Consider the following 24,900-nt stretch of genomic DNA (forward strand, 5'->3'; position numbering starts at 1 on the left):
GGTAATGAAATGATGGAAAATGGAAAACGGTTTGAAGATATGCTTTCTCGCTTTGTTGGGAACGGGCCTTATTTGGAAATTGATGGTGAAAAGTATATTGATGCAGCTTCGGGGACATTTAACCTTCCTCTTGGGTACACTAATCGCAGAATAACAGAAAAATTAAAACAGCAGATCGACAGGTGTACACATCTAAGTTCAGCTTATACCCATGAAATATCACAATATATTTTAGGTAAATTAGTTAAATATACCCCTGAGGGCATTGATAGAATATGGTTACGTGATGTTTCCGGTTCTGGGGCGGTTGAATGCGCAATTCGTATCGCGCAAAAAGCAACAGGGCGTTCAGGGGTTATCTCTTTCTTTTTGGCTCATCATGGCCAGTCTTTAGCCACAGCGCAAATTTCGGGTAATGCTTTTCGGATTAAAGATTTCCATGTCAACATTGATGGTTCTTTAAAAATTCCAACCCCTGCTAGTGTCATGTCAGAGTCTGAACCGAGTACAGAACCCAATCAATATTTTGACTTGGAGCAATTTATTCAATTAGGTTCAAATGACAATATTGCCTGCCTTATCATTGAGCCTATTCAAGGAAACGGCGGCAATAACGTTTTTCCTGTCGATTTTTACCGTAAGATCAGAGATATCTGTCATAAACATGGCATTATTATTATCGCAGATGAAGTACAGACCGGATTTGGCCGTACTGGGACATTTTTCGCCTCAACTGGTTACGCCAAAGAATTAGAACCCGACATTATTGTTTTCGCTAAGGGCGCTGGTGGCATAGGTATTCCTACCGGTGGTGTGCTGATGCGGAGTTCATTAGATGTATTAGAGTCATTCGAACACTCCAGTACATCAGGCGCTAACCCTCTTTCATTAACGGCGCTCAACGAAATTATCGATATCATCGAAGACGAGCAGGTTCTGGAGAATGTACAGCGTCATGAAGCTTATTTGCGTGATGGCTTATTAACATTACAGCATAAATATCCAGAAATTACGGGTGTTAGAGGCGTCGGTTATATGTTTGGCTTTGATACGCCGTCACCAGAATTTGCGGCACAAGCGATTGCAATCGCGAATTCTCATAACTTGATTATCCGGGGTTCTCGTTATGGTAAGGGTCGTGCACTTAAAGTTCGTCCACCGTTAATTTGTACTCAGGAACATTTAAACGAAATTCTGTATAAGATTGATCTAACTTTTGCTGATATGACGTTAAATATGCTGGATAACAAGGAGGTCGCGTAATGAAAGCACTTAAATTTAATCGGGTATGGGATGTCCAAATCCAGGATGTTGAACCACTACGCTGCGTTGAGTCTGATGATGTTGTTGTTGATATTGCAGTGTGTGGCGTTTGTGGTACGGATGTTGGGATTATCACCGGATCTTATCCTGTTGCTATTCCGGGAACCACTTTGGGCCATGAAACAACGGGAGTTGTTACGCAAATAGGGAAGAGTGTCACGCGTTTTAATGTGGGTGACCGTGTTGTCATCAATCCGACCTATTCCTGTGGACATTGTCGGATGTGCCAGACAGGCAGTCCAAATCATTGTGAGAAAAAATTGGGAACCGAAGCGGGGGTTTCCTATGATGGGGCATTTGCCGAGCAATATCTGGCTAAAGAGAGTTCGCTGATAAAGCTGGATGATCATGTCAGTATGGAAGAGGCATCATTGACTGAGCCACTCAGTTGCACGCTGACCGGGGTTGATAAACTGGGCATTACTCATACTAATATTCGTGCAGCGGTAGCTGGCGCTGGCCCAATGGGGATGCTCTATATTTGGGCTTTACATGCCAGAGGCGTTAAGGCTTTCATGGTCGAGAAAAACGAAAGTCGTGTTCAATTTGCCAAAGAAAATCTGCCGCCGGAATGTGAGCTGTATACTGATTTTGATGAGGCATTGGCGCAACAATATGGCGATAAATCAGCGCTTATCGATCTATGTGTGGATACGACCGGGCAGTTAACTGAATATATTTTTGAACATTTGGCGCCTGGCGGAAAATTGTTGAATGTCGCGCTTAAAGATAAGCATGCCAATCTTGATATCTTGAAAATTGCTGATAAGAGCCTTTCAGTGATTGGTTCCATTGATTCTCTGAACAACAGTTTTGAACGTGCTTATACCATGATCCGCGATGGTGTTATTCCAGCGGGTCGTTTGGTCAGCCAGATCTTTGATTTTAATGATTACTTGCAGGCTTTTCTCACGGTTGGTTGTGATATTGCGGGCAAAACCCAAAAACCACTCTTTACTCCAAACTGTAAAGTGCTGATCCGTATTTCCGATCTAAAATAATGGAATGTTTCACATGGATAGATTTAATGTGATTTTTGATATCGATGGGGTCATTGTTGACAGTGAACAACTGCACTTTGATGTTCTTTGTGATTTGGCTCCTGACTACACACAGCATGTACAACCACAGCAACTTATTGGCCTGAGTTTGGCGGAAACGCTGGATTGCATTGGGGTTCCAGCTCAGCAACAGAAAGAGATCACTGCTCAAATCGTCTCTGTTTATAAAGATAAGCTGTCTAAAAGTTACCTTCGTCCAGGGATTTCCCGGTTAATAGCGGCTTTACAACAGCACAATATCCCTTTTGGTTTTGTCTCTACTGCGCCGCGGGAAGTGTGTTTGGCAAATATTGGATTGCTGGAATTGAGCGAAAGCCCGGCTTTAATCTCTGGTGACGATGTTGCAAGGACGAAACCTCATCCTGATCCCTATCTTGCTATGTTGAAATTGAAATCTATGGATGTTCATCAGACATTAGTGATTGAAGATACCGATTTGGGAATGACAGCAGCGACGCAGGCAGGTATTCCCTATGTGTATGCTTGGCCTCATGCTTTGTCGGTTGCGGAACAGTATCAACAGGCTACTCGTATTATTGGGGCGCTGACCGATATTCCACAATTTTCTAAAATTAATTTTGCGTAACTTAATGCCCTCCGTAAATCATATCGGAGGGCATTTTATTGATATAGAAGGAACATGAGTTGTCTGATCAAAATATTGTCTCTTTGGTAAAACAACCCATCATGGCAACGCGTGCCGCTTTTTTTATTGCCGGCTTTAGTCTTGCAAGTTGGGCACCCCTCATTCCTTTAGCTAAAGAACGGCTACAACTTGATAATGGCGCGATGGGGCTCCTGATGTTGGCGTTCGGTATTGGCTCTTTCATCATGATGCCGATAGCTGGCATGTTAGCAGCACGTTTTGGCTGTCGGCAAATCTTCACTTTATGTGCTTTGGTCGTGCTAGTGATGTTGCCAGGGCTAAGTGTATTACCGACACCGCTAACATTGGCTTGCGTTTTATTTATCTTTGGCGCCGGTATTGGTGCAATGGATGTTGTGGTCAATATCCACGCTGTCATGGTTGAAAAAATGGCTCGAAGGCCAATTATGTCTGGCTTTCACGCGTTATTTAGTTTGGGCGGGATCGCCGGTGCAGGATCGGTGAGTACATTATTGTCTTTGGGAATATCACCTTTCCAGGTGATGGTAATGGTGGTATTACCGGTTATTTTACTGTTACTGCCGGTATGGAGTGGATTATTAAACGAAGCCGAATCGGGTAATACGCCATTTTTTGCGGTGCCTCATGGGATCGTGATTTTATTAGGCTTTCTCTGTTTTGTTGCCTATATCATGGAAGGATCAATGCTGGACTGGAGCGGTATATTATTAACCAGCGTACATAATATCAGTAGTCATCAGGCGGGTATCGGTTATACCTTGTTTGCTATTGCTATGACATCGGGCCGCTTGCTCGGTGATAAGATCATTGCCCTTTATGGACACCGACGGGTTTTTATCAGCAGTGCTTTATTGGCTACTTCCGGGTTTATCCTTATTTACTCAGCATCAACCGTAATAATGTTAGGGCTCTCTTTCTTGATGATCGGAGCAGGATTATCCAATATAGCGCCAATGCTTTTTACTGCTTCTGGTCAACAGAAAATTATGCCTGATTCTCTGGCCGTTGCTGCGGTTTCTACCATGGGATATTCAGGGATTTTATTGGGACCTGCAATCATTGGTGGATTAGCGCAAATTGTGACATTACACGGCGCTTTTGCTTGTATTGCTTTACTCTCTATTTCCTTACTTGCAGGATATAAATTAATTAATTCAAGTGGAAGATAATAGAGGGAGTTCCTATGGGTTTGTCACAATATCATTGGCTTAATGAACCATCTGATTGGCAATGTGGAAGCGGCTGGCTTAATGTCACTACAGATCATAAAACTGACTTTTGGCAACGAACATGGTATGGCTTTGAACGTCATAATGGTCATGTTTTTGGGCGTTATATTGAGGATGATTTCACCTTTCAACTCTGTATTGAAGGCTGTTTTGAACATTTATACGATCAAGCGGGAGTCATGCTATTAGTGGATGAGAAACATTGGCTGAAAGGAGGAATTGAATATTCCGACGGCCATGCCACGATTGGTAGTGTGCTAACACGTCATCATTCTGATTGGTCTATGGGCGTATTTCCCGGTGATTCGAGTAAATTCTGGTTACGTTTGACTCGTGAAGAGGGATATTTAAGACTGCAATATTCCACTGATGGTGTACGGTGGCCATTGTTGAGGTTGTCTCCTTTTTTTGAAGATAAACAACCTGTCTTTGTTGGGGCAATGTGTTGTTCTCCAGAACGGCATGGATTACAGGTGCGGTTTTCTGATTTCCAATTGACGCTGCCAATAAAAAAACCACTGCATGATTTAAGTTAGATGAGGTTATTTTCGGAGAATTATCTCTACTGAGACAGATTTTAAAACACCCGGAGCTTCCTGTTCCGGGTGTTTTAATGTCAAACTACTTCGAAGTTAAATATTTAGGCTTTTTCTAAAACAAAACCGGTAAAGTCAGCGGTTTCTCCGTCTGGTCGATGGCCAACTTGGTCTTTCAGTAAATAAATGCGTAAAAGTCCCTCTTGATCTGTGCTTAATTCTACCGAGCCCGTTGTAAAATCGGTGCTGTTTACGGCAAAAGATTCGGGGCCATCGGTACGACTCTGTAAACCAAAATAAGCTGATGAGGCCCATTCTGCTGATACGCGCGCTGTAGCTGTTAGTTTATATTTAGTGTTAGGTTCTAATCCTTCTATAATTTGATCAATGACACCAGAACCGGTAACGCTTTGGATTCTGATAAAGTGAATGCCATCTTCAGATAAGATTTCTACTGATTCAGGGGCTGGGATTCTCCAGCCGTTATATCCTTCTTCGAATGAGCCGTTAACCAGTTCTTTATGAGAGTTTTTCTTATTATCAGAATAATCTTCGTTATTCAGGATCTCTTGTACGTTCATATATTAGTCCTTTTTAAATAGATAGAAATAAGTTTAATTTTCTAAGCGCTTTGTTTTTCGGGGGGCACTTTATCAATAATAGGACAATACTCAATTGTATTTTTTGTTGGTGGTGAGTTGTAATTTGAGAAAATTGGTATGAAAATAAAACAAATGAGGGGAATTTTTGATATATTCAGTATACATGGACTATTCTTCTCATTATTTGTTGGTATTAATTGAAGTTTTATTTTGATTTTTATTTTATGTAGAGAGTTTGTATGTCGATGAGTAATATATACCCTTCATCTTTCAAGCTGCTGCTTTGTTGGCTGCTTTCACTCACCCCAGTCACATAGTTATCTATGCTCTTGGGGATTCATTCACTTGCCGCCGCGCTGCAACTCGAAATCTATTAGGTATATTTGTATATTAAAAGTTAAATTTTAATTGTGCATAAAACGGTTATGTGGAAATAAAACATTCATAATAAAAGTATATTTTATAATGTTGGTTATAACTATATAGATGAATTTTTATTTAAAATTCAAAATAGATATTTCAAATGATAATTGTTTTATTGTTCGTCGTGTTTTTCTGTATTACTGCCTGGTATTAGCACCAGACAGTTTGTTATATTAAATCCTATTTTTTGTCGTTATTTCCTGTTAAAGGCTTTTACTTAAAATTGAATTATTTGATAAGAAAGAAAATTAAATTATCGACCTAAATAACCATCCCAATCTTTCCAGACAGGTTGTAACCCGGCTTTAATTAATGCGTCCGCGACCTGATAGACAGAACGGTTATCATGCGGAGTAAATTGCTCCAATTCTTCATGGCTATTATCTGCATAACCACCGGGTTGGGTTTTCGAACCGGCACTGACATTATTAATCGCTAGCGGTATGACATGATCGCGGAAGAATGGCGATTCACGAGTAGAAATAGAAAGCTCAACATCTGGTGCAAATAGACGAAAAGCACAAATCAGTTGTACCAATTCTGCTTCACTCATTAGAGATGCCGGTTCAATACCTCCGGTACAAGGCCGCAAACGGGGAAATGAAATTGAGTAACGGCTCTGCCAGTATGTGTGTTGTAGAAAGGATAGATGTTCAGCCACCATATAGCAGTCTGTCCGCCAATGACTAGAGAGGCCAATCAGTGCCCCTAAACCGATTTTATCGATTTTTGCCCGACCGAGACGATCGGGTGTTTCTAACCGCCAGTGAAAATCTTGCTTCTTACCCCGTAGATGATGTAGTAGATAAGTTGGTTTATGATAGGTTTCCTGATAAACCATCACACCATCCAGCCCCAGGGTTTTCAGTTCAGAGTACTCTTCCTGAGTCATTGGTTGAACTTCCATCATGATTGAGCTGAAATATTCGCGGATAAGCGGCAGATAACGGCGGAAATAGTCCATACCTACTTTACTTTGATGTTCTCCTGTGACTAATAACAGATTGTCAAATCCCAGCGCTTTAATCGCCTGACATTCGGCAATAATTTCATCTTTATTTAGTGTCTTGCGCTTGATGTGGTTACTCATTGAGAATCCACAATAGGTGCAATCATTGGCGCACAAATTCGAGAGATAAAGCGGTACATAAAAACCAACGGTATTACCGAAGCGTTGACGAGTCAATTTCTGTGCCTGTTGTGCCAACGGTTCTATATAGGATTTCGCCGCTGGTGAGAGTAGTGCCATAAAGTCATCCAGATTTAATTTATGGCTGCCCAATGCCCGTTCGACATCCTGCGAAGTTTTGCTGTTAATGCGAAGGGTGATGTCATCCCAACCCAGTTGCTGCCAGCGATAACCAAAACTGTTGCTCAAAAGATGATTAGCCATTAGAACGTTCCCAGAAAATCAGTCAATGGGCTGGATGCAACAGCGTGTTGTTTTGGATTTGCCAAACCAGCTTGATGGGATAATTCGCCTGCTGCAATTGCCATGCTAAATGCCTGTGCCATTTTTACTGGGTTACGCGCGACGGCAATAGCGGTATTGACCAATACGGCATCAGCACCCAGTTCAATCGCTTCCAGTGCATGGCTTGGTGCGCCGATACCGGCATCAATGACCACCGGCACTTGTGCTTGCTCAATAATAATTTGCAGAAAATCTCGGGTGAGTAGCCCTCGATTAGAGCCAATCGGGGCGCCTAAAGGCATGACTGCCGCACAACCCACTTCTTCCAGACGCTTACACAAAACGGGATCAGCGCTGCAATATGGCAGAACGACAAACCCGTCTCTGACCAACATTTCTGCGCCTTTGAGTGTTTCAACCGGGTCAGGCAACAAGTATTTTACATCAGGATGAATTTCTAGTTTGATCCAGTTGGTTGCCAGTGCTTCACGGGCCAGACGGGCAGCAAACAGGGCCTCTTCCGCGGTTTTGGCTCCAGAAGTATTTGGCAACAATTTGACGCCAAGTTTTTGCAATGGTGCCAAAATAGCATCATTACCGCTCTGCAAATCAATGCGTTTCATTGCCATCGTGACAAGCTGGCTGCCGGAAGCGGCTATAGCCTGAGTCATTAAATTTGCATTGGCGAATTTGCCTGTACCGGTAAATAGACGGGAATTAAAAGTCGTATCAGCAATTTTTAACATATCAACCTCCAGCAATAGCTTGAAACAAAAGGATATTGTCTCCATCATTAATTTGATGCGTATTCCACTCTGAACGCGGAATAATGGTTTGATTAATAGCCAGTGCCATTCCCGGTTGTGTTTGTTCAAGTTGTTCTAGCAATTGCTGTATAGCCAGAGGGGCGATAAGCTCCATCGGCTGGTCGTTTACCGTAATTTTCATGCCATATCTCCGCAAATCGGGCATTGCTGCGACGGGTTAAGTTGTAGTGTGCTCCAGCTTTGCTGTTTACCATCAAACAGTCGGAGTTTGCCGCTTAACGGAGAGGGAAGCCCAGTTAACATTTTGATGGCTTCCAATGCCTGTAATGTGCCGATGATACCGACTACCGGACCTAATACTCCCGCAGTCCGGCAATTTCGTAGTGGTTCTTCCTGTTCAGGGTAGAGACAGCTATAGCAGCCATGAAGATAAGGGGGTTCAAATACCATAAGTTGGCCGCTAAAACCGACAGCACTGCCGCTGATTAATGGTTTTCGCGTTGCCACACAAGCGGCATTGATCGCGTGGCGGGTTGTCATGTTGTCACAGCAGTCGAGAACCAGATCGACTTGCTTCACGATTGTTGTCAGAGATTCCAGGTTCTGACGTTGATTAAGAACAATTGTTTTTATCAGCGGATTCAATGCATTGAGTTGATTGGCTGCAAGTTCAGCTTTTACAGCAGGGATATCTTCAGTGCGGTAAAGTATTTGCCGTTGTAGATTGGAGATGTGTAAGTGGTCATCATCAGCGAGATAAATTGTTCCCACACCTGCTCCGGCCAGATAGAGAGAGGCAGGAGCGCCTAGCCCGCCCAGTCCGACAATTAGTACGTGGCTGGATTTCAGTTTTTCCTGCCCTTCCGGGCCAATATCTTCGAGTAACAGTTGTCGGCTGTAACGCATAAATTCTTGATCATTCAGCATAAGAACCTCTCTATTCCTTCAACTCAATGCCTTCAACCAGATGAAGCAATTGTGCAGTTGCCTGACGCCAATCCTTTGCTTTGGTAATTGCACTAACCAGCGCCACACTGCCAACTCCCGTTGTAATGACATTCGGTACGCGTTCAAGAGAAATTCCGCCGATGGCGACAGTGGGATAATCAGGTGTGTTTTCTACCTGCCGTTTCAGCGCTTCCAGTCCTTGTGGAGAAGATGGCATCTCTTTGGTTGTGGTTGGGAAAATGTGGCCGAGAGCGATATAAGACGGACGCAGGGATTTTGCTCGTGCCAGTTCTTGTTCATCGTGGGTAGAGATCCCTAACCGTAATCCCATTTTTTGGATGGCGTTCAGATCCGCGATAACTAAATCTTCCTGCCCCAGATGAACACCATAAGCGCCATGTTTTATTGCCAGTCGCCAGTAGTCGTTAATAAACAGGCGAGCGTTATATTGACAGCTGAGCATAATGGCTTGTTGAATGTCTTTTTCCACTTGATCTTCTGGCAGATCTTTAATTCTCAACTGAATTGTGGTGACGCCGGCCTTTAACAAGCGGGAAATCCATTCTAGCGAATCCACTACCGGATACAGGCCCAATTTATATTCAGTTGGGGCAAATGGTGTGTTAGGCAGATTGTTCATTGGATACATCCTCTACACTGTGATACAACTCACCACCGTGGGCGCGGAATGCTTCGGACATCTGTTCCATACCCGCGGCGTAATCGCGTACTTCTTGAGAAATCTTCATAGAGCAGAATTTAGGTCCACACATAGAACAGAAATGTGCAATTTTGCCGGAGGCTTGTGGCAGAGTTTCATCGTGATAGGCGCGAGCAGTATCGGGATCGAGCGCGAGATTAAACTGATCTTCCCAACGGAATTCAAAACGTGCTTTGGACATGGCATTATCGCGGATTTGTGCGCCCGGGTGACCTTTGGCGAGATCGGCGGCGTGAGCAGCAATTTTGTAGGTAATCAGCCCTTGCTTAACATCATCTTTGTTTGGCAAGCCGAGATGCTCTTTCGGCGTTACATAACAGAGCATGGCGCAGCCAAACCAGCCGATCATGGCCGCCCCGATACCTGAGGTGAAATGGTCATAACCGGGTGCAATATCTGTTGTTAGTGGACCAAGGGTATAGAAAGGGGCTTCGTGACAATGTTCCAATTCTTCCGTCATATTGCGGCGGATCATTTGCATAGGAATATGTCCGGGGCCTTCGATCATCACCTGAACATCATATTCCCAGGCAATTTTGGTCAGTTCACCTAATGTGTGCAGTTCTGCAAACTGCGCTTCATCGTTAGCATCCTGAATAGAACCGGGGCGTAGACCGTCTCCCAATGATAGAGAAACATCATAAGCGGCGCAGATTTCACAAATTTCACGGAAATGTTGGTAGAGGAAGTTTTCTTGATGATGTGACAGACACCATTTCGCCATAATTGAACCTCCGCGGGAAACGATCCCAGTAAGGCGTTTGGCTGTCATTGGTACATAGCGTAGTAATACACCTGCATGAATGGTGAAGTAATCTACCCCTTGTTCTGCTTGTTCCAGCAAGGTATCACGGAATATTTCCCAGGTGAGATTTTCCGCCACGCCATTGACTTTCTCCAGTGCCTGATAAATAGGGACTGTACCGATAGGAACCGGGCTGTTACGTAAGATCCATTCGCGGGTTTCGTGGATATAACGGCCAGTGGAGAGATCCATTACCGTATCTGCCCCCCAACGGGTAGACCAGATTAACTTTTCTACTTCTTCCTCAATAGAAGAGGTGACGGAAGAGTTACCGATATTAGCGTTAACCTTCACTAGAAAATTGCGACCAATAATCATCGGTTCTGATTCAGGATGATTAATATTGGCAGGAATAATTGCCCGACCAGCAGCGACTTCTTGGCGGACAAATTCTGGAGTGATATTTTCCGGCAACTGAGCGCCAAAACTTTGTCCGGGATGTTGCTGGCGTAACACATCACCGTGGATACGTTCGCGTCCCATATTTTCCCGCAGTGCGATAAATTCCATTTCCGGTGTGATGATGCCTTGACGGGCATAGTGCAGTTGAGTAACGAGTTTGCCTCTACGGGCTTTTAATGGACGGGGGCGATTATTGAAACGTAAATGATCGAGACCGGCATCCGTCAGGCGTTGCTGAGTGAAATCGGAGCCGAGGGTGGCAACAGGTTCAGTATCTTGGCGTTCGTCGATCCACGGTTGGCGTAGTTTGGTTAACCCAACATGTACATCCAGCATGGAATCAGGATCGCCATAAGCGCCGGAAGTATCGTAAACAGGGATAGCTTCGTTTTCCTCATATTGCGGTTCTTCTTTAGTTCCACCAATTAAAGTGGGCGATAACTGAATTTCACGCATTGGGACTTGGATATCGTCACGTGAACCTTGGAGATAAATTCGTCGAGAATTAGGGAATGCGACTCCCTGAATAGAATTAATAAATTCCTGAGCGGCATCGCGTTGAGCTTTACGTGGGCGTGCCGGGCTGGGTTTTGGTGAAATATCAGTTGCAGGGATAACAATATTATTAGACATAGCAAATTCCTAACCGTGTTATTGGGAAAGTTGCTTGTCTGGAGCTCGCAGGGAGTAATAATTGATGTCTGGACAGACCCGTGGTGAAAACTGGGTGGGCTGACAGCGGCTGATTACTCTTGTTCCCTTCGCAGGTATTAACCCGATCAGGTTCCGCGGATCCCGAATTAACGGTCTCAGCCTGTGTATGCTGCAATAAAACAGCTTACGCTAGGCACTCCGACAAGAAAGTAAGCAGTAGTATAGAAGGGATTATGAAAACTACAACCCTTACTGATTGAAAGTATTTACAGTGACCAGGTTAATTGTTGCCAGCCTTGTTGTTGTGCTTGGGTTTTTAAACGGATATTGATGGTAATCACAAAATTATTTTGTGATTACTACCTCATTTTATGGATTGTTTAGTGGATAAATAATAAATATTTTCTATGTTAAATATTGTTTAGCTAAACGTTATTCTTTCGATGATAATTTGTTGAGGAAGTAGGTTATGAAAAACTTTGACTCTTCTAAAGTGGTTAAAATTAAGTCGCCATTGTCTGGCTGGGCTGTCAATGACAAAAATGATGATTAATTGATGATCATTCCCCTTCGTATTTTGTACGAAGGGGAATAATATGGAGCTTGAAGATGAATATTGCTACGACATGTTATCCACATCTGCAATTCCGTTCTGATTTCGAGTTACAGATCCGTAATTCACTTGAATATTTAATTGAAATAACAGAGTCTGATTTTAAAGTTCCTGATGAATTTTTTATAAAGTGGGATTTATGTGCTTCTCATTATTTGGCTATCGATGCGGCCGAAAAGGGTAATAAGGAACTATGTATTAATTACATTCGGAATGCTATAGAAAAATGTCAGGGTTACACGGGAAAGCCAGTGCTATCTATTAAAGCATTGGATTATTTTATCGAGCCTGTATTTGATATGAACATGCTTTTTAAAATATTGGAGCAGGATGATAAAGGAGTCAGGGTTGGATACCGATTTGTACATGAAGTAAAAGAGGATATAAGGAAGATACAAGAAGCACTGGAATTATTGAAAAATTATGATGAAAATACCTATCTTGAATGTGTATCTTTTATTGACACAATATATCTTACCGGAAAAACAGAAGGAAATTATATCAGGTCAGGTTGCAATTTTAATATGTGGGGAATGATCCTACTTTATAGTGCGGATGAAAATAGTGTACCTTACTATATTGAGCATATCGTTCATGAATGTGCACATCATGCATTAAATATTATTAATGCTCAAGATTATATTGTCTTGAATGATCCTGAAGAACGTTATAAAGCTCCATTTCGTGAAGATGGCAGACCCATGATCGGCATATTTCATGCCTATTTTGTACTTAACCGAATTTGTCAAACTTTATATAAAATGTCTAATATATACTCTGGTATTTATGAAGAAGAAATTAGATCACGATTTAATATTGCGTTGAAAAAATTTTTGGATACAAAAGAGATAATAGATAATCATGCAGAATTGACAGAAATCGGGCATGCTATCGCAGATAGCATCAGTGAAGAAATGAATAGGATTATTCCCAGTGAAGTTAAATGATGATTTTTGGAAAATACGATCTTCGGAAGCATTATATATTTTGAGTTCACGAATAATTGTAGCTCTGGTCACTTTAAGTCTTATTAAGAGTAACCATCTAATATTGTCTTCGTATTTTCTTTTTGTTTATTTTCTTTCAAGAACTATTTCAGGGCTTGTTCTGTCACACCTTTTTGACCATCTTGATAAGAAAAAAATTCTCGTTGCACTCAATCTTATATTTCTTTTTTTAACAATATATTACCTTTATAACATTAGTTACGATGGGTCAATATACTTTTTCTTCATCATTAGTATTATACTTGGCTTAATCGATGCTCTTTATTCTCCTGTTGTGAATGCTTATATCCCATTTATTGTCAGTAAACATGAACTTGATGAGGCATATCGTAAGACATTTTTGTTGCAGGCGTCTCTGAATGTGTTTGGTATCGGTTTAGGAATGGCAGGATATGAAGTTATAGGGATAATTAATATGACATGGACGTTATGTGGGTTAATTGTCCTATCCGTATACATTTTATATGGAATAAACAATCGGGGGATAGGGATCTTACAGAAGAAGGAAGATAATCCTTCTTCTGCACTTAACAGCCTAAGACTTTTCTTTCGTTATCGTTTTGAGCCGTATTGGGCCCTTTCATCACTGTTAGTGAATATGATTCTGGTTCCGTTTTCTTCTCTTGTTATTCCATATTTTGTAGAGTCAGTAAAACATTCAAGTGCTATTGTGATCGGAATAATAGAAGCGAGTGCTGCTATTGGTGCAATCTGTGCTTCAGTATTTTTCCAATCCTATTTTGAAAAAATATACGGTAAAGTACGTACCGTTATTTTCTCATTTTTCATGATAGGATTATGTTTGGTCGGTTTATCTTTCTTCATCAGCCATATTGTATGGTGTCTTTTGGCTTTTTTAATTGGAGTATCTGTTGTACTGAATAATATCAGTATAGAATCCAGTCGTTCCATTGCTATACCTGAAAGACATAGAGTAAAAATACAAACCATTCATACTGCTTTTATTGGGTTAGGAAATCCTTTTGGTTTCATCCTTTTCTCTATGATAATAGAAAAATGGAATTATTCTATTGTACTTCTTATTGGTGGTTTTCTAATATGTGTTGTTGCTCTATTACTGAAATATATTCCTATGTTTGATGATTTACTTAGTAAAAATAAAGAAGAAATAGATTCTATTTATGATAAAAATTATGGTGATTTATGAGCATATTGACAAAAGTTAAAAAGTTTTACCAAATTGATAAAGACAAGATATACGATCGTCATCATTCGTCACACTTGGTTAATACTGCTAAATTGTTAAATAAATATGGTTGTGAAGAATCAGTATGTAATGCAGGAATGTTACATTCTATATATGATGAAAATTCAATATATAATAACTCCGGTGCAAGTTATAAAGATAGAGAACAATTACGACAAATTGTTGGAAAAGATGTTGAACTACTTGTTTATTATTATGGGGAAGTTCATTATGTAAAAAACTATGATAATATATCAAAGAATGATGATGTTGTAACACTAAGATCTCAGACTGAAGATATTTCAATTCCTGAAGATATATTCTCTAATTTGGCCAACATTATTGTCGCTGACATACTTGAACAGATAATATGGTGTGTAGAAAAGAAAGGCATTTTTACATACCAAGATGCAAGGGAACATCTTAAGAGGTTATTCCCGATATTATCTTATTGTTGTCATGGTATACAAATTGATTTTAATAGGTTTTGGAGTTTATCATGCAGAACATAAATTCTATTCATTCAGAAATGGCTATTTTGCATGATAAATATATTCTTGAACAGATATCTCATAATAATTTTTTCTTGACATTCAGCCAACTTGAGAAAAAATTAGCGGATTGTGTCATTCATACTCCAAATTGGGAGGGATTTGCCAAAGATATTTATATTGGGCATGGAATATATAATGGTAACATTAATGTTTTTAATGAAATTAAAAATCTGAAAAATATTATTAGGTTTTTAAATGATAAATTACTGTCTGATATTAGTGGTATGAATTTTATATCTACAGATAAGCATCACCTTAAATCATTTTTTTCCGATTGCAATAATATAGATAATCTACATATAGCATATAAAGTTAAACACTCGATTAATGATGTGAATAAGGAAGTTTTAAATAAAATTTTTTATCTTATAGATAAAATGGTTGGAGCAAGAAATTATTTTGTGCAAAGGTTAGGGTATAAAGATTTTGCTTCATATAAATGTAATTATCTTTTCAATAAGGATCCTGAGAATGTTAAGAACACTTTGGAAATCTATTATCATAAACTTATAAATTCATTAAAAGCTCTTTGTGATCATTTTGGAATTGATGTAAAACAGTTCACTGATCCAGCCACATTCCGTATGTACCAGAAAAATCTAGTAAATAGACTATCGTTGTCATGTTTTAATTTTCACTTGTCTGAAATACTCGGGTTGATTTTCACTTACTTTAATAAGCATAGCCAGGCACATTTTAGTATTGAGCATGAGTCGATGAATAGGTATGTTATTCGTGTATCAACTCATAATGATCGTTCATTTTGTTTTGTCATACAAGCATGTCAAATACAAGGTACAGTGACAGCAATATCCTGTGACGAAATTTTTGATAGCTCTGTATCAACCACTTATCTAAAATCTGCCTTATTTCATCAACCACTGGGAATCGCTGAAATAAAAACGGTGGTTCATGAAATTGGTCATCTGATTAGTATCGGTATGTCTAGCATTAATGGAGGTCTTTATCACAGTGATTTCCGCGCAACTATTGAAATACCAAGTCAGTTATCTGAACATATTTTTTTAAATGAACTGGTTTGCAATACGGCTATGAACGAATCACAGAAAATGGTTTTCGATAATTTTATTTGTATGGATGTTCTTGATGAGATGCGTCAGATAGAATTCGCGTTTATCGATCTTTATCTTCACAGTGGCGTGGCTATATCCGATCTTACTCCTGAGAAATTGATAAACGGCTCTCCGTGTTTCTTCAATTATCCTACCATACAAACTAAGCCTGTTTATCTTGAGCATATCATTTCAGGTGGGAGGGAAGGGGCATACAGCCTATATCCTCTGAATAATATAGTGGCACACTCCTTGTCGGCCACTATACCTCCAACCTGTATTTTGGATTACTATACGAATGCAGAGATGTTAAATAACGTAATACACTCAATGATTGTCTAATTAATATAATACGGCAAAATAGCTTACGTTAAACACTCCGACAAGAAAGTAAGCAGTAGTATAGAAGGGATTGTGAAAACTACAACCCTTACTGATTGAAAGTATTTACAGTGACCAGGTTAATTGTTTCCAGCCATGTTGTTGTGCTTGGGCTTTTAAACGGGTGTCGGCATTAATCGTAATGACTTCGTCGGCAAATTGACACATTGGTAGATCATTAATTGAATCACTGTAAAAACGAATAATTTCAGGATAATTATTTTGTTGTTCCAGCCACTGTTTTATTCGTTCGACTTTCCCTTCGCGAAAAGTCGCAATACCGTCTATTTGGCCGGTATAACAGCCATTCTCTATTGCCATATCAATGCCCAGAGCAGTATGAATACCCAATTCGATAGCAATCTTTTTCACAATAAAAGAAACTGTAGCTGAAATGATTATCACTGGGACTTGCTGCTGTTGATACTCAGCAACAAGAGCTTTGGCTTGCGGATAAAATCGAGGTCTGATTTTTTCGTTAACAAATTCAGTCAGCCAAAGATCAACTTGTTCTTGTGGAACTTGATGCAGTGTTTGCAGGTTGAATGCCAGATAACCACTCATATCCAGTGAACCAGCGCTGTAATCAGCCATCATTTTTTTATCTGCTTCGATAAAACTTGGATCAGTAATGATGCCTTTTTCCCATAAAAACTCTGTCCAGATAGCGCTGGAATCCCCGGAAATTAAGGTGTCATCCAGATCAAACACGGCAAGCAGTTGTGACATGGTGTTGTGCTCCTCAGGTCAAAGTCTATTGAATAGTTGAGAATAATGCCTATTACAATCAGATCGAGCAATACGGTATATGGTAATAGTAATAAAACACGCTTTTCTGATTAAAAAGTGTATGATTTATACAGATATTAAAATTAAGATGTCATAGTGATGATGCAACAACAAATTACAGGCACAGAACGTGGCTGGTGGATTATCAGCGATGAAAATCGTATTTGTCTCCCTAAAGGCGAATTACCTTTTGGAATGGCAAATCAATGGTCACTGCAAGGAAAAATAGCTTTGCCTATCGGTGAATGGCAAGGTGAGAAAGTTTGGCTTATTCGTCAGAAAATGGCTGCAAATATGGTTTCCTTACGGCAAATTGTTGCAAGTGATCGTGGCTTGTTTCAATTAGCTGGCCGGGGAGTGCAATTGGCGGAATTTTATCGCTCTCATCAATATTGTGGTTATTGTGGCAGTGCAATGCATCATAGTGTCAGTGAATGGGCTTGTTTGTGTCATCACTGCCACGAACGTTATTATCCGCAGATTGCACCTTGTATTATCGTCGGTATTCGTCGGGATGATCATATTTTGCTGGCTCAACACCAACGTCATCGTGAAGGCATGTATACAGTCCTTGCGGGATTTGTTGAAGTCGGTGAAACACTCGAAGAAGCTGTGGCCCGCGAAGTGATGGAAGAGAGTAATATTAAAATTCGCAACTTACGTTATGTGGCTTCTCAACCATGGCCTTTCCCTCATTCATTGATGGTGGCATTTCTGGCTGATTATGACAGTGGTGAGATCCGTCATGATCCGCAAGAGCTGATTAGTGCGGATTGGTATCACTATGATCAACTGCCATTGATTCCACCCCACAATACGATTGCTCGTCGGTTGATTGAAGATACGATTGTTCTGTGCCGGAATGCGTAATGTACAGTTTGGTGCAATTCAACGGGAGGGATCTACCTGCCATGTTACAATGGCACCTAATTATTGTAGTCAGATTATATTGCGGCCAATAAATAAATGGAGCCTGTCATGAATGAGCTGAAAAATGACCGTTATTTGCGAGCTTTACTACGTCAACCCGTTGATGTTACGCCTGTTTGGATGATGCGCCAGGCTGGCCGCTATTTACCTGAGTATCAAGCTACTCGTGCTGAAGCCGGTGATTTTATTGCTTTGTGTAAAAATACTGAGCTCGCTTGTGAAGTCACTTTACAACCTTTGCGGCGTTATCCGCTAGATGCGGCAATTCTCTTCTCTGATATTCTCACTATTCCTGATGCTATGGGACTGGGGCTCTATTTTGAAGCAGGTGAAGGTCCGCGTTTTAAATCTCCTGTTTTCAGCCGTGCTGATGTGGAAAAACTGCCGGTGCCTGATCCGGAAATGGAGTTGGGCTATGTGATGGATGCCGTGCGTGCGATTCGTAAGGCACTGGCGGGTCAGGTTCCTTTGATTGGATTTTCCGGTAGCCCGTGGACACTGGCAACTTATATGGTGGAAGGTGGTAGCAGCAAGGCATTCACTAAAATCAAAAAAATGATGTATGCCGAACCTGCCGTAATGCATCTGTTGCTGGATAAGCTAGCAGACAGCGTTATTCTTTATCTCAATGCTCAGATTAAAGCAGGTGCTCAGTCTGTGATGGTTTTCGATACTTGGGGTGGGGTATTGACGGGGCGAGATTATCGGGAATTTTCCTTGCATTATATGCACAAAATTATTGATGGCCTGATCCGTGAAAATGAAGGTCGTCGTGTGCCGGTGACACTGTTTACCAAAGGTGGTGGACAATGGCTGGAAGCAATGGCTGAAACCGGTTGTGATGCGCTTGGTTTGGATTGGACGACAGATATTGCCGATGCGCGCCGTCGTGTGGGCAGTAAAGTCGCTTTGCAGGGCAATATGGACCCATCCATGCTATACGCCTCTCCAGAGCGGATTGAGCAGGAAGTTTCGACAATTTTGCAAGGTTTTGGGACGGGTTCTGGTCATGTCTTTAACCTTGGTCATGGTATCCATCAGGATGTACTGCCGGAACGCGCGGGTGTATTTGTCGAAGCGGTACATAAACTTTCAGCTAAATATCATCAGTAACAATATGATTAATACGAAAGCATTACGTCAGGAACAAATAGAAAAAGCTCAACAGGTTATCCGTTATGATGATTTTTCCCCACCTAAATTGATTGCTGGCGCTGATGTGGGTTTCGAACAGCAGGGAGCGATTACCCGCGCAGCGATAGCGGTTCTCTCTTATCCTACTCTTGAACTGGTGGAATATCAGATAGCTCGAATTGAAACTACGCTGCCTTATATTCCCGGTTTACTCTCTTTCCGTGAATATCCTGCATTAATGGCTGCCTGGCAGTTGTTGAAACACAAACCTGATCTGGTCATGGTGGACGGTCATGGCATTGCTCATCCACGTCGTTTAGGTGTTGCTAGCCATTTTGGTTTATTAGCTAATGTACCCACAATTGGTGTGGCAAAACGTCGTTTATGTGGTGAAAGTGAACCATTAGGAGAACAGCCCGGCAGTTGCCAGCCTCTGATTGATAAAGGGGAACAGATTGGTTGGGTATGGCGAAGTAAAAAACGTTGTAATCCATTGTACATTTCTACAGGGCACCGAATCAGTCTTGATAGTGCATTGTTATGGGTGGAATGTTGTATGAAGGGATATCGTCTGCCTGAAACAACCCGTTGGGCCGATGGTGCAGCCTCAAATAGGCCGTTTTTTGAACAAATGATACAGAAAAATCCTTAAATTCGGTGTAAGCGTGTGGATATTCTTGAATTTCAGGTAAACTGCGGAGCAAATTGTGCATAATGAGTAAAAGCTAATGTTACGAAACCCGATACATTTACGGCTGGAGAAATTTGAAAGCTGGCAGCATCTGACCTTTATGGCAAGTCTGTGCGAACGGATGTATCCAAATTACCAGATGTTCTGTTGCCAGACGGCATTTGCAGAACCTGCTATTTACCGCCGTATTCTGGATTTGGTGTGGGAAATATTAGTTGTAAAAGATGCCAAGGTGAATTTTGATAATCAGCTGGAAAAGTTGGAACAAGTTATTCCCTCAGCAGATGATTACGATATTTACGGTGTGTACCCGGCAATTGATGCATGTATTGCGTTAGGGGAAATTATTCACGCTTATCTGAGTGGTGAAACATTGGAGCATGCAATTGCAGTGAGTGAAATTTCAATTCGCACTGTTGCTATGCTTGAAATGACTCAGGTCGGGAAAGAAATGACCGATGAAGAACTAAAAATATTACCTGCTATTGAACAAGAGTGGGACATCCAATGGGAAATTTATCGCTTATTGGTTAGCTGCGAAGAGCGGGATATTGAGTTGATTAAAGGATTGAAAGCTGACCTCCGGGAGTCAGGAACGAGCAACATTGGTATAAATTTAACGCAGTAAAGTGAAAAAACGTGATTTAATGCTTTAAATGCCATGTTCAAAGGCTTCACTTTTGCCCCCACTCTGTTCTACATTTGGGGGGTGAAAAGAAGTGGCTATCGGTGCGTGTATGCAGGGGTGCTGTCATTCGGCATATCCGTCGCACTCGATGCTTTGCAAACGATAAACACACTGTAAGGATAATCTATGAATAAGACTGAATTAGTTGATGCAATCGCAGAAAGCACAGACCTGACTAAAGCTCAGGCAAAAGCTGCTCTGGAATCAACTTTGAATGCAATCACCGAATCCCTGAAAGCGGGCGATTCAGTACAACTGGTAGGTTTTGGTACTTTCAAAGTTAACCACCGTGCAGAGCGTACTGGCCGTAACCCGCAAACCGGTAAAGAAATTACAATTGCGGCTGCAAACGTACCTGCTTTCTCTGCTGGTAAGGCTCTGAAAGACGCAGTTAAATAATTTCATTGCAAAAAAGAAAAAATAGAAGGGGTATTATTTATCCCCTTTTGTTGGTTCGTCAGGGGCTGATGACACTAGGATTCGTCTTCGCGCTCAGCGCCTGTACCAATCAACCTAAAGAACCTTCTTTCAGCGCAAGTGGATTCATTGCCGATGATGGTGTTGTCCGCTTGTGGCGTCTCAATGATCAGAACAGTAAACCTCGGGTTCTGATGAGTGTTTACAGCCCCTACCGTAATGACAATACTGTCGTGACTTTTTATGAATATAAGCAGGGAGATTTGCGCCAAATTCGTCGTGAAATTTTGAATGATAAAAATCCACTATCTGAACAACTTCGTTTGAATAAATCCGGTGATGTGATTTTTATGCAAAAGCAGTCGAAAATGCGACGAGAGCCACTTTCCAGCGATGATATTGTTCGTATGCAGTTTGATGCTAAACGGACACTTGAATTAAGTGATGCGTTGATAGTGGGAAATGTGCGTTTGGTGCAAGGGCACTGGAGTAACGGTAAAGTCACTACCTGTGCAGGTGAAACGATTTCCCTTGAGTTTGAACCTTACGCGAGGTCATGGCTTGAGCAGCGCGAAAAAAGCAGCTACAGCCAATTAACCATTGCTTGGTTGGAAGCGCCTGCTGGCCGCGAATTATTGTTGGTAGCGAATAATGACTTTTGTCGTTGGGAACCGACGAAGGACAGCCTCTGACCCTCGTCAGTTTTATGGTTACTTCAATCGGTTAATTGCCCGATATCCGATATCTTTGCGGTAAAAACAGCTATTCCATTCAATCTTTTCTGCTTGTTGGTAAGCATTTCTCTGTGCATCTATAATGGTTTCTCCTAATGCTGTAACACACAGAACGCGTCCACCTGCGGTAATCACGTCATTGCCTTTCATTGCCGTACCCGCATGGAAAACCTTGCTATTTTCATTTTCTTGTTGGGGCAAGCCATGAATAATATCCCCTTTGTGATAATCAGCAGGATACCCACCGGCAGCGAGTACCACACCCAGAGCAGGGCGTTCATCCCAATCAGACGTTTTACCAGCAAGCTCGCCTTTTGCACCAGCTAGACAGAGTTCAACAAGATCAGAACGCATACGCATCATGATGGGTTGAGTTTCCGGATCACCAAAGCGACAATTAAATTCAATCACTTTTGGTTCGCCATTTTGGTTGATCATCAAGCCGGCATAAAGAAAACCAGTATAGACATGGCCCTCGGCAGCCATACCATTAACAGTAGGATAAATAATCTCTTCCATAATACGCTGGTGGATTGCATCGGTGACAACTGGAGCGGGAGAATAGGCCCCCATTCCGCCAGTATTTGGGCCAGTATCACCATCACCTATGCGTTTATGATCCTGACTGGTTGCCATCGGAATAACATTCTTACCATCGACCATAACGATAAAACTAGCTTCTTCACCTGTTAGAAATTCTTCAATAACAATACGGTGGCCTGCATCACCAAACGCATTTCCGGCTAGCATATCTTTTATTGCAGATTGGGCTTCTTCCCGTGTCATAGCAACAATTACACCTTTACCCGCAGCGAGTCCGTCAGCTTTTATGACAATAGGGACGCCGACTTTATCTAGGTAGGCAAGAGCGGGTTCGATTTCTGTAAAATTCTGATAAGTCGCAGTTGGGATTTGATGACGTGCCAGAAAATCTTTGGTAAATGCTTTTGAGCCTTCTAATTGAGCGGCGGCTTGAGTTGGACCAAAAATAGTCAACCCGGCTTTTTGGAATGCATCGACGATACCCATCACCAATGGTACTTCGGGGCCAACGATAGTCAGCCCAATATCATGGCTTTGTGCAAATACTAACAAGCCGTTGATATCTGTCGCTGAGATATCAATATTTTCGAGATTGCTTTCTAGAGCAGTTCCTGCATTTCCTGGAGCGACATAGACTTTATCAGCTAAAGGAGATTGAGCTGCTTTCCATGCCAGAGCATGTTCGCGTCCACCGCTACCGACAATTAAAATATTCATCAGATTAACTCCTGCTATTGATTAGTGGCGAAAGTGGCGCATGCCGGTGAAAATCATAGCAATACCGTGTTCATCAGCCGCTGCAATGATTTCGTCATCACGGATAGAACCGCCTGGTTGGATAACACAGCTTACGCCGACAGCTGCGGCGGCATCAATGCCGTCACGAAATGGGAAAAAGGCGTCAGAAGCCATTGCACACCCCTGAACCTCCAAACCTTCGTCGGCGGCTTTAATGCCCGCAATTTTTGCAGAATAGACGCGGCTCATTTGGCCTGCACCGATACCGATGGTCATATCATTTTTTGCATAAACAATGGCATTTGATTTGACAAACTTAGCGACTTTCCAACAGAACAGAGCATCTTTCATTTCTTGTTCAGTGGGTTGACGTTTGGAAACCACGCGTAGGTTAGTTGCTGCAACCATACCAAGATCGCGATCTTGTACCAGTAGGCCACCATTAACTCGTTTGAAATCAAGACCAGCAACGCGGGTTTCCCATTTGCCACTGACCAGAACACGGACATTCTGCTTGGTAGCCAACACGGGTAATGCATCTTCATTTATTGAAGGAGCGATAATTACCTCGACGAATTGACGGTCGATAATGGCTTGTGCAGTTTTAGTATCAAGTTCGCGGTTGAAAGCAATAATACCGCCGAAAGCGGAGGTTGGATCTGTTTTGAATGCGCGATCATAAGCTTCGTGGATATCTTTACCAATTGCTACACCGCATGGGTTAGCGTGCTTAACAATAACGCATGCGGGCTCTGCGAATTCCTTAACACATTCCAGCGCTGCATCGGTATCAGCAATGTTGTTATAGGAAAGCGCTTTACCTTGTAACTGAGTTGCAGTTGCAATGGATGATTCAGAGAGATTCTCTTCTATATAGAAAGCAGCGTCCTGATGGCTGTTCTCACCGTAGCGCATATCCTGCTTTTTAATGAAATTCAAATTCAGAGTACGAGGGAAACGTCCTGATGGTTGAGTCGTATCGCCATAATAAGGAGGAACCAGCTTGCCAAAATAGTTAGCGATCATACTGTCATAAGCAGCAGTGTGTTCAAAAGCCTTAATGGCTAAATCGAAGCGGGTTGATTGTGTTAATGACCCCTGATTGTTATCCATCTCTTCAATGATTTTTTCGTAATCATTACTATTAACCAAAATTGCTACATCTTTATGGTTCTTAGCCGCAGAACGAACCATCGTTGGTCCGCCGATATCAATGTTTTCAACGGCATCAGCCAAAGTACAATCGGGTTTAGCGACGGTCTGAGCGAATGGATATAGATTCACAACCACCATATCGATCGGTGAGATTTGGTGTTGTGCCATGATTTCATCATCTTGTCCACGGCGGCCAAGGATTCCGCCATGTACTTTAGGATGCAGCGTCTTAACACGGCCATCCATCATTTCAGGAAAACCGGTGTAGTCTGAAACTTCAGTAACCTTTAGATCTGATTCAGCGAGTAAACGGGCTGTGCCACCAGTAGAAAGCAATTCGACACCGCGTTGAGATAAGGCTTTTGCAAATTCAACAACCCCTGATTTATCGGAAACGCTAAGCAGGGCACGACGGATTGGACGAAGCTGTTGCATTGATTTGATCCCTTGGATTTTGTAAGGCAGTAACATGTTATTGGGAAGAACCCACTATATCAGGACATAAAAAATGGGCACTGCAATAACATTTCAATGTAGTCAGATAAAATCGCTTGATGATTTTAACCACCGAATTGTAACGAAAACGTTTGCGTGATGCTCGACAAATTTTCATCCAACTAGCCATATGTGGATAAATCTGTTGGTAAGTAGGTATAAAGTAGAGCTTTGCTGTGGAATTAATCAAACGATCAATTTTTTTCAAAATAATGATTGCCAGCGCCGAAGAACCCCC

Annotated in this window: 26 protein-coding genes and 1 riboswitch; of the genes, 15 read left to right on the forward strand and 11 right to left on the reverse strand. The window is 41.7% G+C overall.

All coding sequences use genetic code 11. From position 1 onward, the window contains the following. Nucleotides 1–12 precede the first annotated feature (12 nt). From KZ793_RS19925 to KZ793_RS19945, 5 genes are read left to right on the forward strand one after another with little or no spacing between them, the layout of a single operon-like run. Complete coding sequence (locus KZ793_RS19925; RefSeq protein WP_397443647.1) at nt 13–1,263, forward strand: aspartate aminotransferase family protein; 1,251 nt, start codon at nt 13–15, stop codon at nt 1,261–1,263. Further along, nucleotides 1,263–2,324 (forward strand): zinc-dependent alcohol dehydrogenase, encoded by a 1,062-nt coding sequence (locus KZ793_RS19930; protein WP_225816911.1) that lies wholly within the window; start codon nt 1,263–1,265, stop codon nt 2,322–2,324. The genes KZ793_RS19925 and KZ793_RS19930 overlap by 1 nt, the downstream gene beginning before the upstream one ends. Nucleotides 2,325–2,337: 13 nt before the next feature. Beyond that, nucleotides 2,338–2,970, forward strand: a complete 633-nt coding sequence (locus tag KZ793_RS19935) for an HAD family hydrolase (protein ID WP_225816912.1) — start codon at nt 2,338–2,340, stop codon at nt 2,968–2,970. Between the two features lie 59 nt (nt 2,971–3,029). Then, entirely contained in the window at nt 3,030–4,181 is a 1,152-nt protein-coding gene (locus KZ793_RS19940; protein WP_225816913.1) for an MFS transporter, read from the forward strand. Between the two features lie 14 nt (nt 4,182–4,195). After that, nucleotides 4,196–4,777 carry a DUF1349 domain-containing protein gene (locus KZ793_RS19945; RefSeq protein WP_225816914.1) on the forward strand — a complete coding sequence of 194 codons (582 nt, stop codon included), beginning with the start codon at nt 4,196–4,198 and terminating at the stop codon, nt 4,775–4,777. Between the two features lie 104 nt (nt 4,778–4,881). Here the strand turns inward: KZ793_RS19945 and KZ793_RS19950 are convergent, their stop codons facing one another. From KZ793_RS19950 to thiC, 7 genes are all read right to left on the reverse strand, one after another. Then, nucleotides 4,882–5,358 carry a carbohydrate binding domain-containing protein gene (locus KZ793_RS19950; protein WP_225816915.1) on the reverse strand — a complete coding sequence of 159 codons (477 nt, stop codon included), beginning with the start codon at nt 5,356–5,358 and terminating at the stop codon, nt 4,882–4,884. Between the two features lie 697 nt (nt 5,359–6,055). Then, nucleotides 6,056–7,195 carry a 2-iminoacetate synthase ThiH gene (gene thiH, locus KZ793_RS19955; RefSeq protein ID WP_397443646.1) on the reverse strand — a complete coding sequence of 380 codons (1,140 nt, stop codon included), beginning with the start codon at nt 7,193–7,195 and terminating at the stop codon, nt 6,056–6,058. Beyond that, complete coding sequence (locus KZ793_RS19960; protein WP_225816916.1) at nt 7,195–7,962, reverse strand: thiazole synthase; 768 nt, start codon at nt 7,960–7,962, stop codon at nt 7,195–7,197. Before KZ793_RS19960 ends, thiH begins: the two co-directional genes overlap by 1 nt. A 1-nt stretch (nt 7,963) precedes the next feature. After that, the gene (gene thiS / locus KZ793_RS19965; protein ID WP_225816917.1) at nt 7,964–8,164 is read right to left on the reverse strand and encodes a sulfur carrier protein ThiS; all 201 of its coding nucleotides are present in this window, start codon (nt 8,162–8,164) and stop codon (nt 7,964–7,966) included. Next, nucleotides 8,161–8,910, reverse strand: coding sequence for a HesA/MoeB/ThiF family protein (locus tag KZ793_RS19970; protein WP_118987042.1), 750 nt, complete (start codon nt 8,908–8,910; stop codon nt 8,161–8,163). Before KZ793_RS19970 ends, thiS begins: the two co-directional genes overlap by 4 nt. A 10-nt stretch (nt 8,911–8,920) precedes the next feature. Then, nucleotides 8,921–9,571 carry a thiamine phosphate synthase gene (gene thiE / locus KZ793_RS19975; RefSeq protein ID WP_225816918.1) on the reverse strand — a complete coding sequence of 217 codons (651 nt, stop codon included), beginning with the start codon at nt 9,569–9,571 and terminating at the stop codon, nt 8,921–8,923. Further along, nucleotides 9,555–11,492, reverse strand: coding sequence for a phosphomethylpyrimidine synthase ThiC (thiC, locus tag KZ793_RS19980; RefSeq protein ID WP_225816919.1), 1,938 nt, complete (start codon nt 11,490–11,492; stop codon nt 9,555–9,557). Before thiC ends, thiE begins: the two co-directional genes overlap by 17 nt. A 106-nt stretch (nt 11,493–11,598) precedes the next feature. Next, nucleotides 11,599–11,724: riboswitch (TPP riboswitch) on the reverse strand. A 398-nt stretch (nt 11,725–12,122) separates the two neighbouring features. Here thiC and KZ793_RS19985 point away from each other — a divergent pair. From KZ793_RS19985 to KZ793_RS20000, 4 genes are read left to right on the forward strand one after another with little or no spacing between them, the layout of a single operon-like run. After that, on the forward strand, nt 12,123–13,073 hold the full coding sequence (locus tag KZ793_RS19985) for an aKG-HExxH-type peptide beta-hydroxylase (RefSeq protein WP_225816920.1): 951 nt from the start codon (nt 12,123–12,125) through the stop codon (nt 13,071–13,073). After that, nucleotides 13,060–14,301: an MFS transporter gene (locus KZ793_RS19990; RefSeq protein ID WP_225816921.1), complete on the forward strand. Its 1,242-nt coding sequence runs from the start codon at nt 13,060–13,062 to the stop codon at nt 14,299–14,301. Before KZ793_RS19985 ends, KZ793_RS19990 begins: the two co-directional genes overlap by 14 nt. Further along, entirely contained in the window at nt 14,298–14,852 is a 555-nt protein-coding gene (locus KZ793_RS19995; protein ID WP_225816922.1) for a DUF6817 domain-containing protein, read from the forward strand. Before KZ793_RS19990 ends, KZ793_RS19995 begins: the two co-directional genes overlap by 4 nt. Beyond that, nucleotides 14,840–16,309, forward strand: a complete 1,470-nt coding sequence (locus KZ793_RS20000) for a gluzincin family metallopeptidase (protein WP_225816923.1) — start codon at nt 14,840–14,842, stop codon at nt 16,307–16,309. Before KZ793_RS19995 ends, KZ793_RS20000 begins: the two co-directional genes overlap by 13 nt. Nucleotides 16,310–16,414: 105 nt before the next feature. On the opposite strand, the gene KZ793_RS20005 is transcribed toward KZ793_RS20000, so the two are convergent. After that, entirely contained in the window at nt 16,415–17,077 is a 663-nt protein-coding gene (locus tag KZ793_RS20005) for an HAD family hydrolase (RefSeq protein WP_225816924.1), read from the reverse strand. A gap of 162 nt (nt 17,078–17,239) precedes the next feature. Between KZ793_RS20005 and nudC the strand changes: the two genes are divergently transcribed. The 6 genes from nudC to KZ793_RS20035 all read left to right on the forward strand — a co-directional run bounded on the left by nudC (nt 17,240) and on the right by KZ793_RS20035 (nt 21,689). Next, a complete protein-coding gene (nudC, locus tag KZ793_RS20010) occupies nt 17,240–18,007 on the forward strand; it encodes an NAD(+) diphosphatase (RefSeq protein WP_225816933.1) in 768 nt (255 codons plus the stop codon). Between the two features lie 108 nt (nt 18,008–18,115). Beyond that, on the forward strand, nt 18,116–19,180 hold the full coding sequence (gene hemE, locus KZ793_RS20015) for a uroporphyrinogen decarboxylase (protein WP_225816925.1): 1,065 nt from the start codon (nt 18,116–18,118) through the stop codon (nt 19,178–19,180). Between the two features lie 4 nt (nt 19,181–19,184). Then, nucleotides 19,185–19,853 carry a deoxyribonuclease V gene (gene nfi / locus KZ793_RS20020; RefSeq protein WP_225816926.1) on the forward strand — a complete coding sequence of 223 codons (669 nt, stop codon included), beginning with the start codon at nt 19,185–19,187 and terminating at the stop codon, nt 19,851–19,853. A 76-nt stretch (nt 19,854–19,929) separates the two neighbouring features. After that, the gene (locus KZ793_RS20025; protein ID WP_225816927.1) at nt 19,930–20,520 is read left to right on the forward strand and encodes a YjaG family protein; all 591 of its coding nucleotides are present in this window, start codon (nt 19,930–19,932) and stop codon (nt 20,518–20,520) included. Between the two features lie 186 nt (nt 20,521–20,706). After that, nucleotides 20,707–20,979 carry a nucleoid-associated protein HU-alpha gene (gene hupA / locus KZ793_RS20030; protein ID WP_012776594.1) on the forward strand — a complete coding sequence of 91 codons (273 nt, stop codon included), beginning with the start codon at nt 20,707–20,709 and terminating at the stop codon, nt 20,977–20,979. A 68-nt stretch (nt 20,980–21,047) separates the two neighbouring features. Then, entirely contained in the window at nt 21,048–21,689 is a 642-nt protein-coding gene (locus KZ793_RS20035; RefSeq protein ID WP_225816928.1) for a DUF1481 domain-containing protein, read from the forward strand. Nucleotides 21,690–21,707: 18 nt separating this feature from the next. On the opposite strand, the gene purD is transcribed toward KZ793_RS20035, so the two are convergent. From purD to KZ793_RS20050, 3 genes are all read right to left on the reverse strand, one after another. Then, nucleotides 21,708–22,991: a phosphoribosylamine--glycine ligase gene (gene purD / locus KZ793_RS20040; RefSeq protein WP_225816929.1), complete on the reverse strand. Its 1,284-nt coding sequence runs from the start codon at nt 22,989–22,991 to the stop codon at nt 21,708–21,710. Between the two features lie 21 nt (nt 22,992–23,012). Further along, nucleotides 23,013–24,602 (reverse strand): bifunctional phosphoribosylaminoimidazolecarboxamide formyltransferase/IMP cyclohydrolase, encoded by a 1,590-nt coding sequence (purH, locus tag KZ793_RS20045; protein ID WP_225816930.1) that lies wholly within the window; start codon nt 24,600–24,602, stop codon nt 23,013–23,015. A gap of 37 nt (nt 24,603–24,639) precedes the next feature. Beyond that, the coding region (locus KZ793_RS20050) for a hypothetical protein (protein WP_225816931.1) at nt 24,640–24,900 on the reverse strand (261 nt) is incomplete at its 5' end.

The organism is Photorhabdus antumapuensis, from assembly GCF_020387775.1.
Lineage (GTDB): Bacteria > Pseudomonadota > Gammaproteobacteria > Enterobacterales > Enterobacteriaceae > Photorhabdus > Photorhabdus antumapuensis.

Coding starts and splice junctions, on each gene's coding strand:
- KZ793_RS19925 (WP_397443647.1), top strand. CDS start 13: ATGGAAAATGGAAAACGGTTTGAAGATATGCTTTCTCGCTTTGTTGGG.
- KZ793_RS19930 (WP_225816911.1), top strand. CDS start 1,263: ATGAAAGCACTTAAATTTAATCGGGTATGGGATGTCCAAATCCAGGAT.
- KZ793_RS19935 (WP_225816912.1), top strand. CDS start 2,338: ATGGATAGATTTAATGTGATTTTTGATATCGATGGGGTCATTGTTGAC.
- KZ793_RS19945 (WP_225816914.1), top strand. CDS start 4,196: ATGGGTTTGTCACAATATCATTGGCTTAATGAACCATCTGATTGGCAA.
- KZ793_RS19950 (WP_225816915.1), bottom strand. CDS start 5,358: ATGAACGTACAAGAGATCCTGAATAACGAAGATTATTCTGATAATAAG.
- thiH (WP_397443646.1), bottom strand. CDS start 7,195: ATGGCTAATCATCTTTTGAGCAACAGTTTTGGTTATCGCTGGCAGCAA.
- KZ793_RS19960 (WP_225816916.1), bottom strand. CDS start 7,962: ATGTTAAAAATTGCTGATACGACTTTTAATTCCCGTCTATTTACCGGT.
- thiS (WP_225816917.1), bottom strand. CDS start 8,164: ATGAAAATTACGGTAAACGACCAGCCGATGGAGCTTATCGCCCCTCTG.
- KZ793_RS19970 (WP_118987042.1), bottom strand. CDS start 8,910: ATGCTGAATGATCAAGAATTTATGCGTTACAGCCGACAACTGTTACTC.
- thiE (WP_225816918.1), bottom strand. CDS start 9,571: ATGAACAATCTGCCTAACACACCATTTGCCCCAACTGAATATAAATTG.
- thiC (WP_225816919.1), bottom strand. CDS start 11,492: ATGTCTAATAATATTGTTATCCCTGCAACTGATATTTCACCAAAACCC.
- KZ793_RS19985 (WP_225816920.1), top strand. CDS start 12,123: ATGAATATTGCTACGACATGTTATCCACATCTGCAATTCCGTTCTGAT.
- KZ793_RS19995 (WP_225816922.1), top strand. CDS start 14,298: ATGAGCATATTGACAAAAGTTAAAAAGTTTTACCAAATTGATAAAGAC.
- KZ793_RS20000 (WP_225816923.1), top strand. CDS start 14,840: ATGCAGAACATAAATTCTATTCATTCAGAAATGGCTATTTTGCATGAT.
- KZ793_RS20005 (WP_225816924.1), bottom strand. CDS start 17,077: ATGTCACAACTGCTTGCCGTGTTTGATCTGGATGACACCTTAATTTCC.
- nudC (WP_225816933.1), top strand. CDS start 17,240: ATGCAACAACAAATTACAGGCACAGAACGTGGCTGGTGGATTATCAGC.
- hemE (WP_225816925.1), top strand. CDS start 18,116: ATGAATGAGCTGAAAAATGACCGTTATTTGCGAGCTTTACTACGTCAA.
- nfi (WP_225816926.1), top strand. CDS start 19,185: ATGATTAATACGAAAGCATTACGTCAGGAACAAATAGAAAAAGCTCAA.
- KZ793_RS20025 (WP_225816927.1), top strand. CDS start 19,930: ATGTTACGAAACCCGATACATTTACGGCTGGAGAAATTTGAAAGCTGG.
- hupA (WP_012776594.1), top strand. CDS start 20,707: ATGAATAAGACTGAATTAGTTGATGCAATCGCAGAAAGCACAGACCTG.
- KZ793_RS20035 (WP_225816928.1), top strand. CDS start 21,048: ATGACACTAGGATTCGTCTTCGCGCTCAGCGCCTGTACCAATCAACCT.
- purD (WP_225816929.1), bottom strand. CDS start 22,991: ATGAATATTTTAATTGTCGGTAGCGGTGGACGCGAACATGCTCTGGCA.
- purH (WP_225816930.1), bottom strand. CDS start 24,602: ATGCAACAGCTTCGTCCAATCCGTCGTGCCCTGCTTAGCGTTTCCGAT.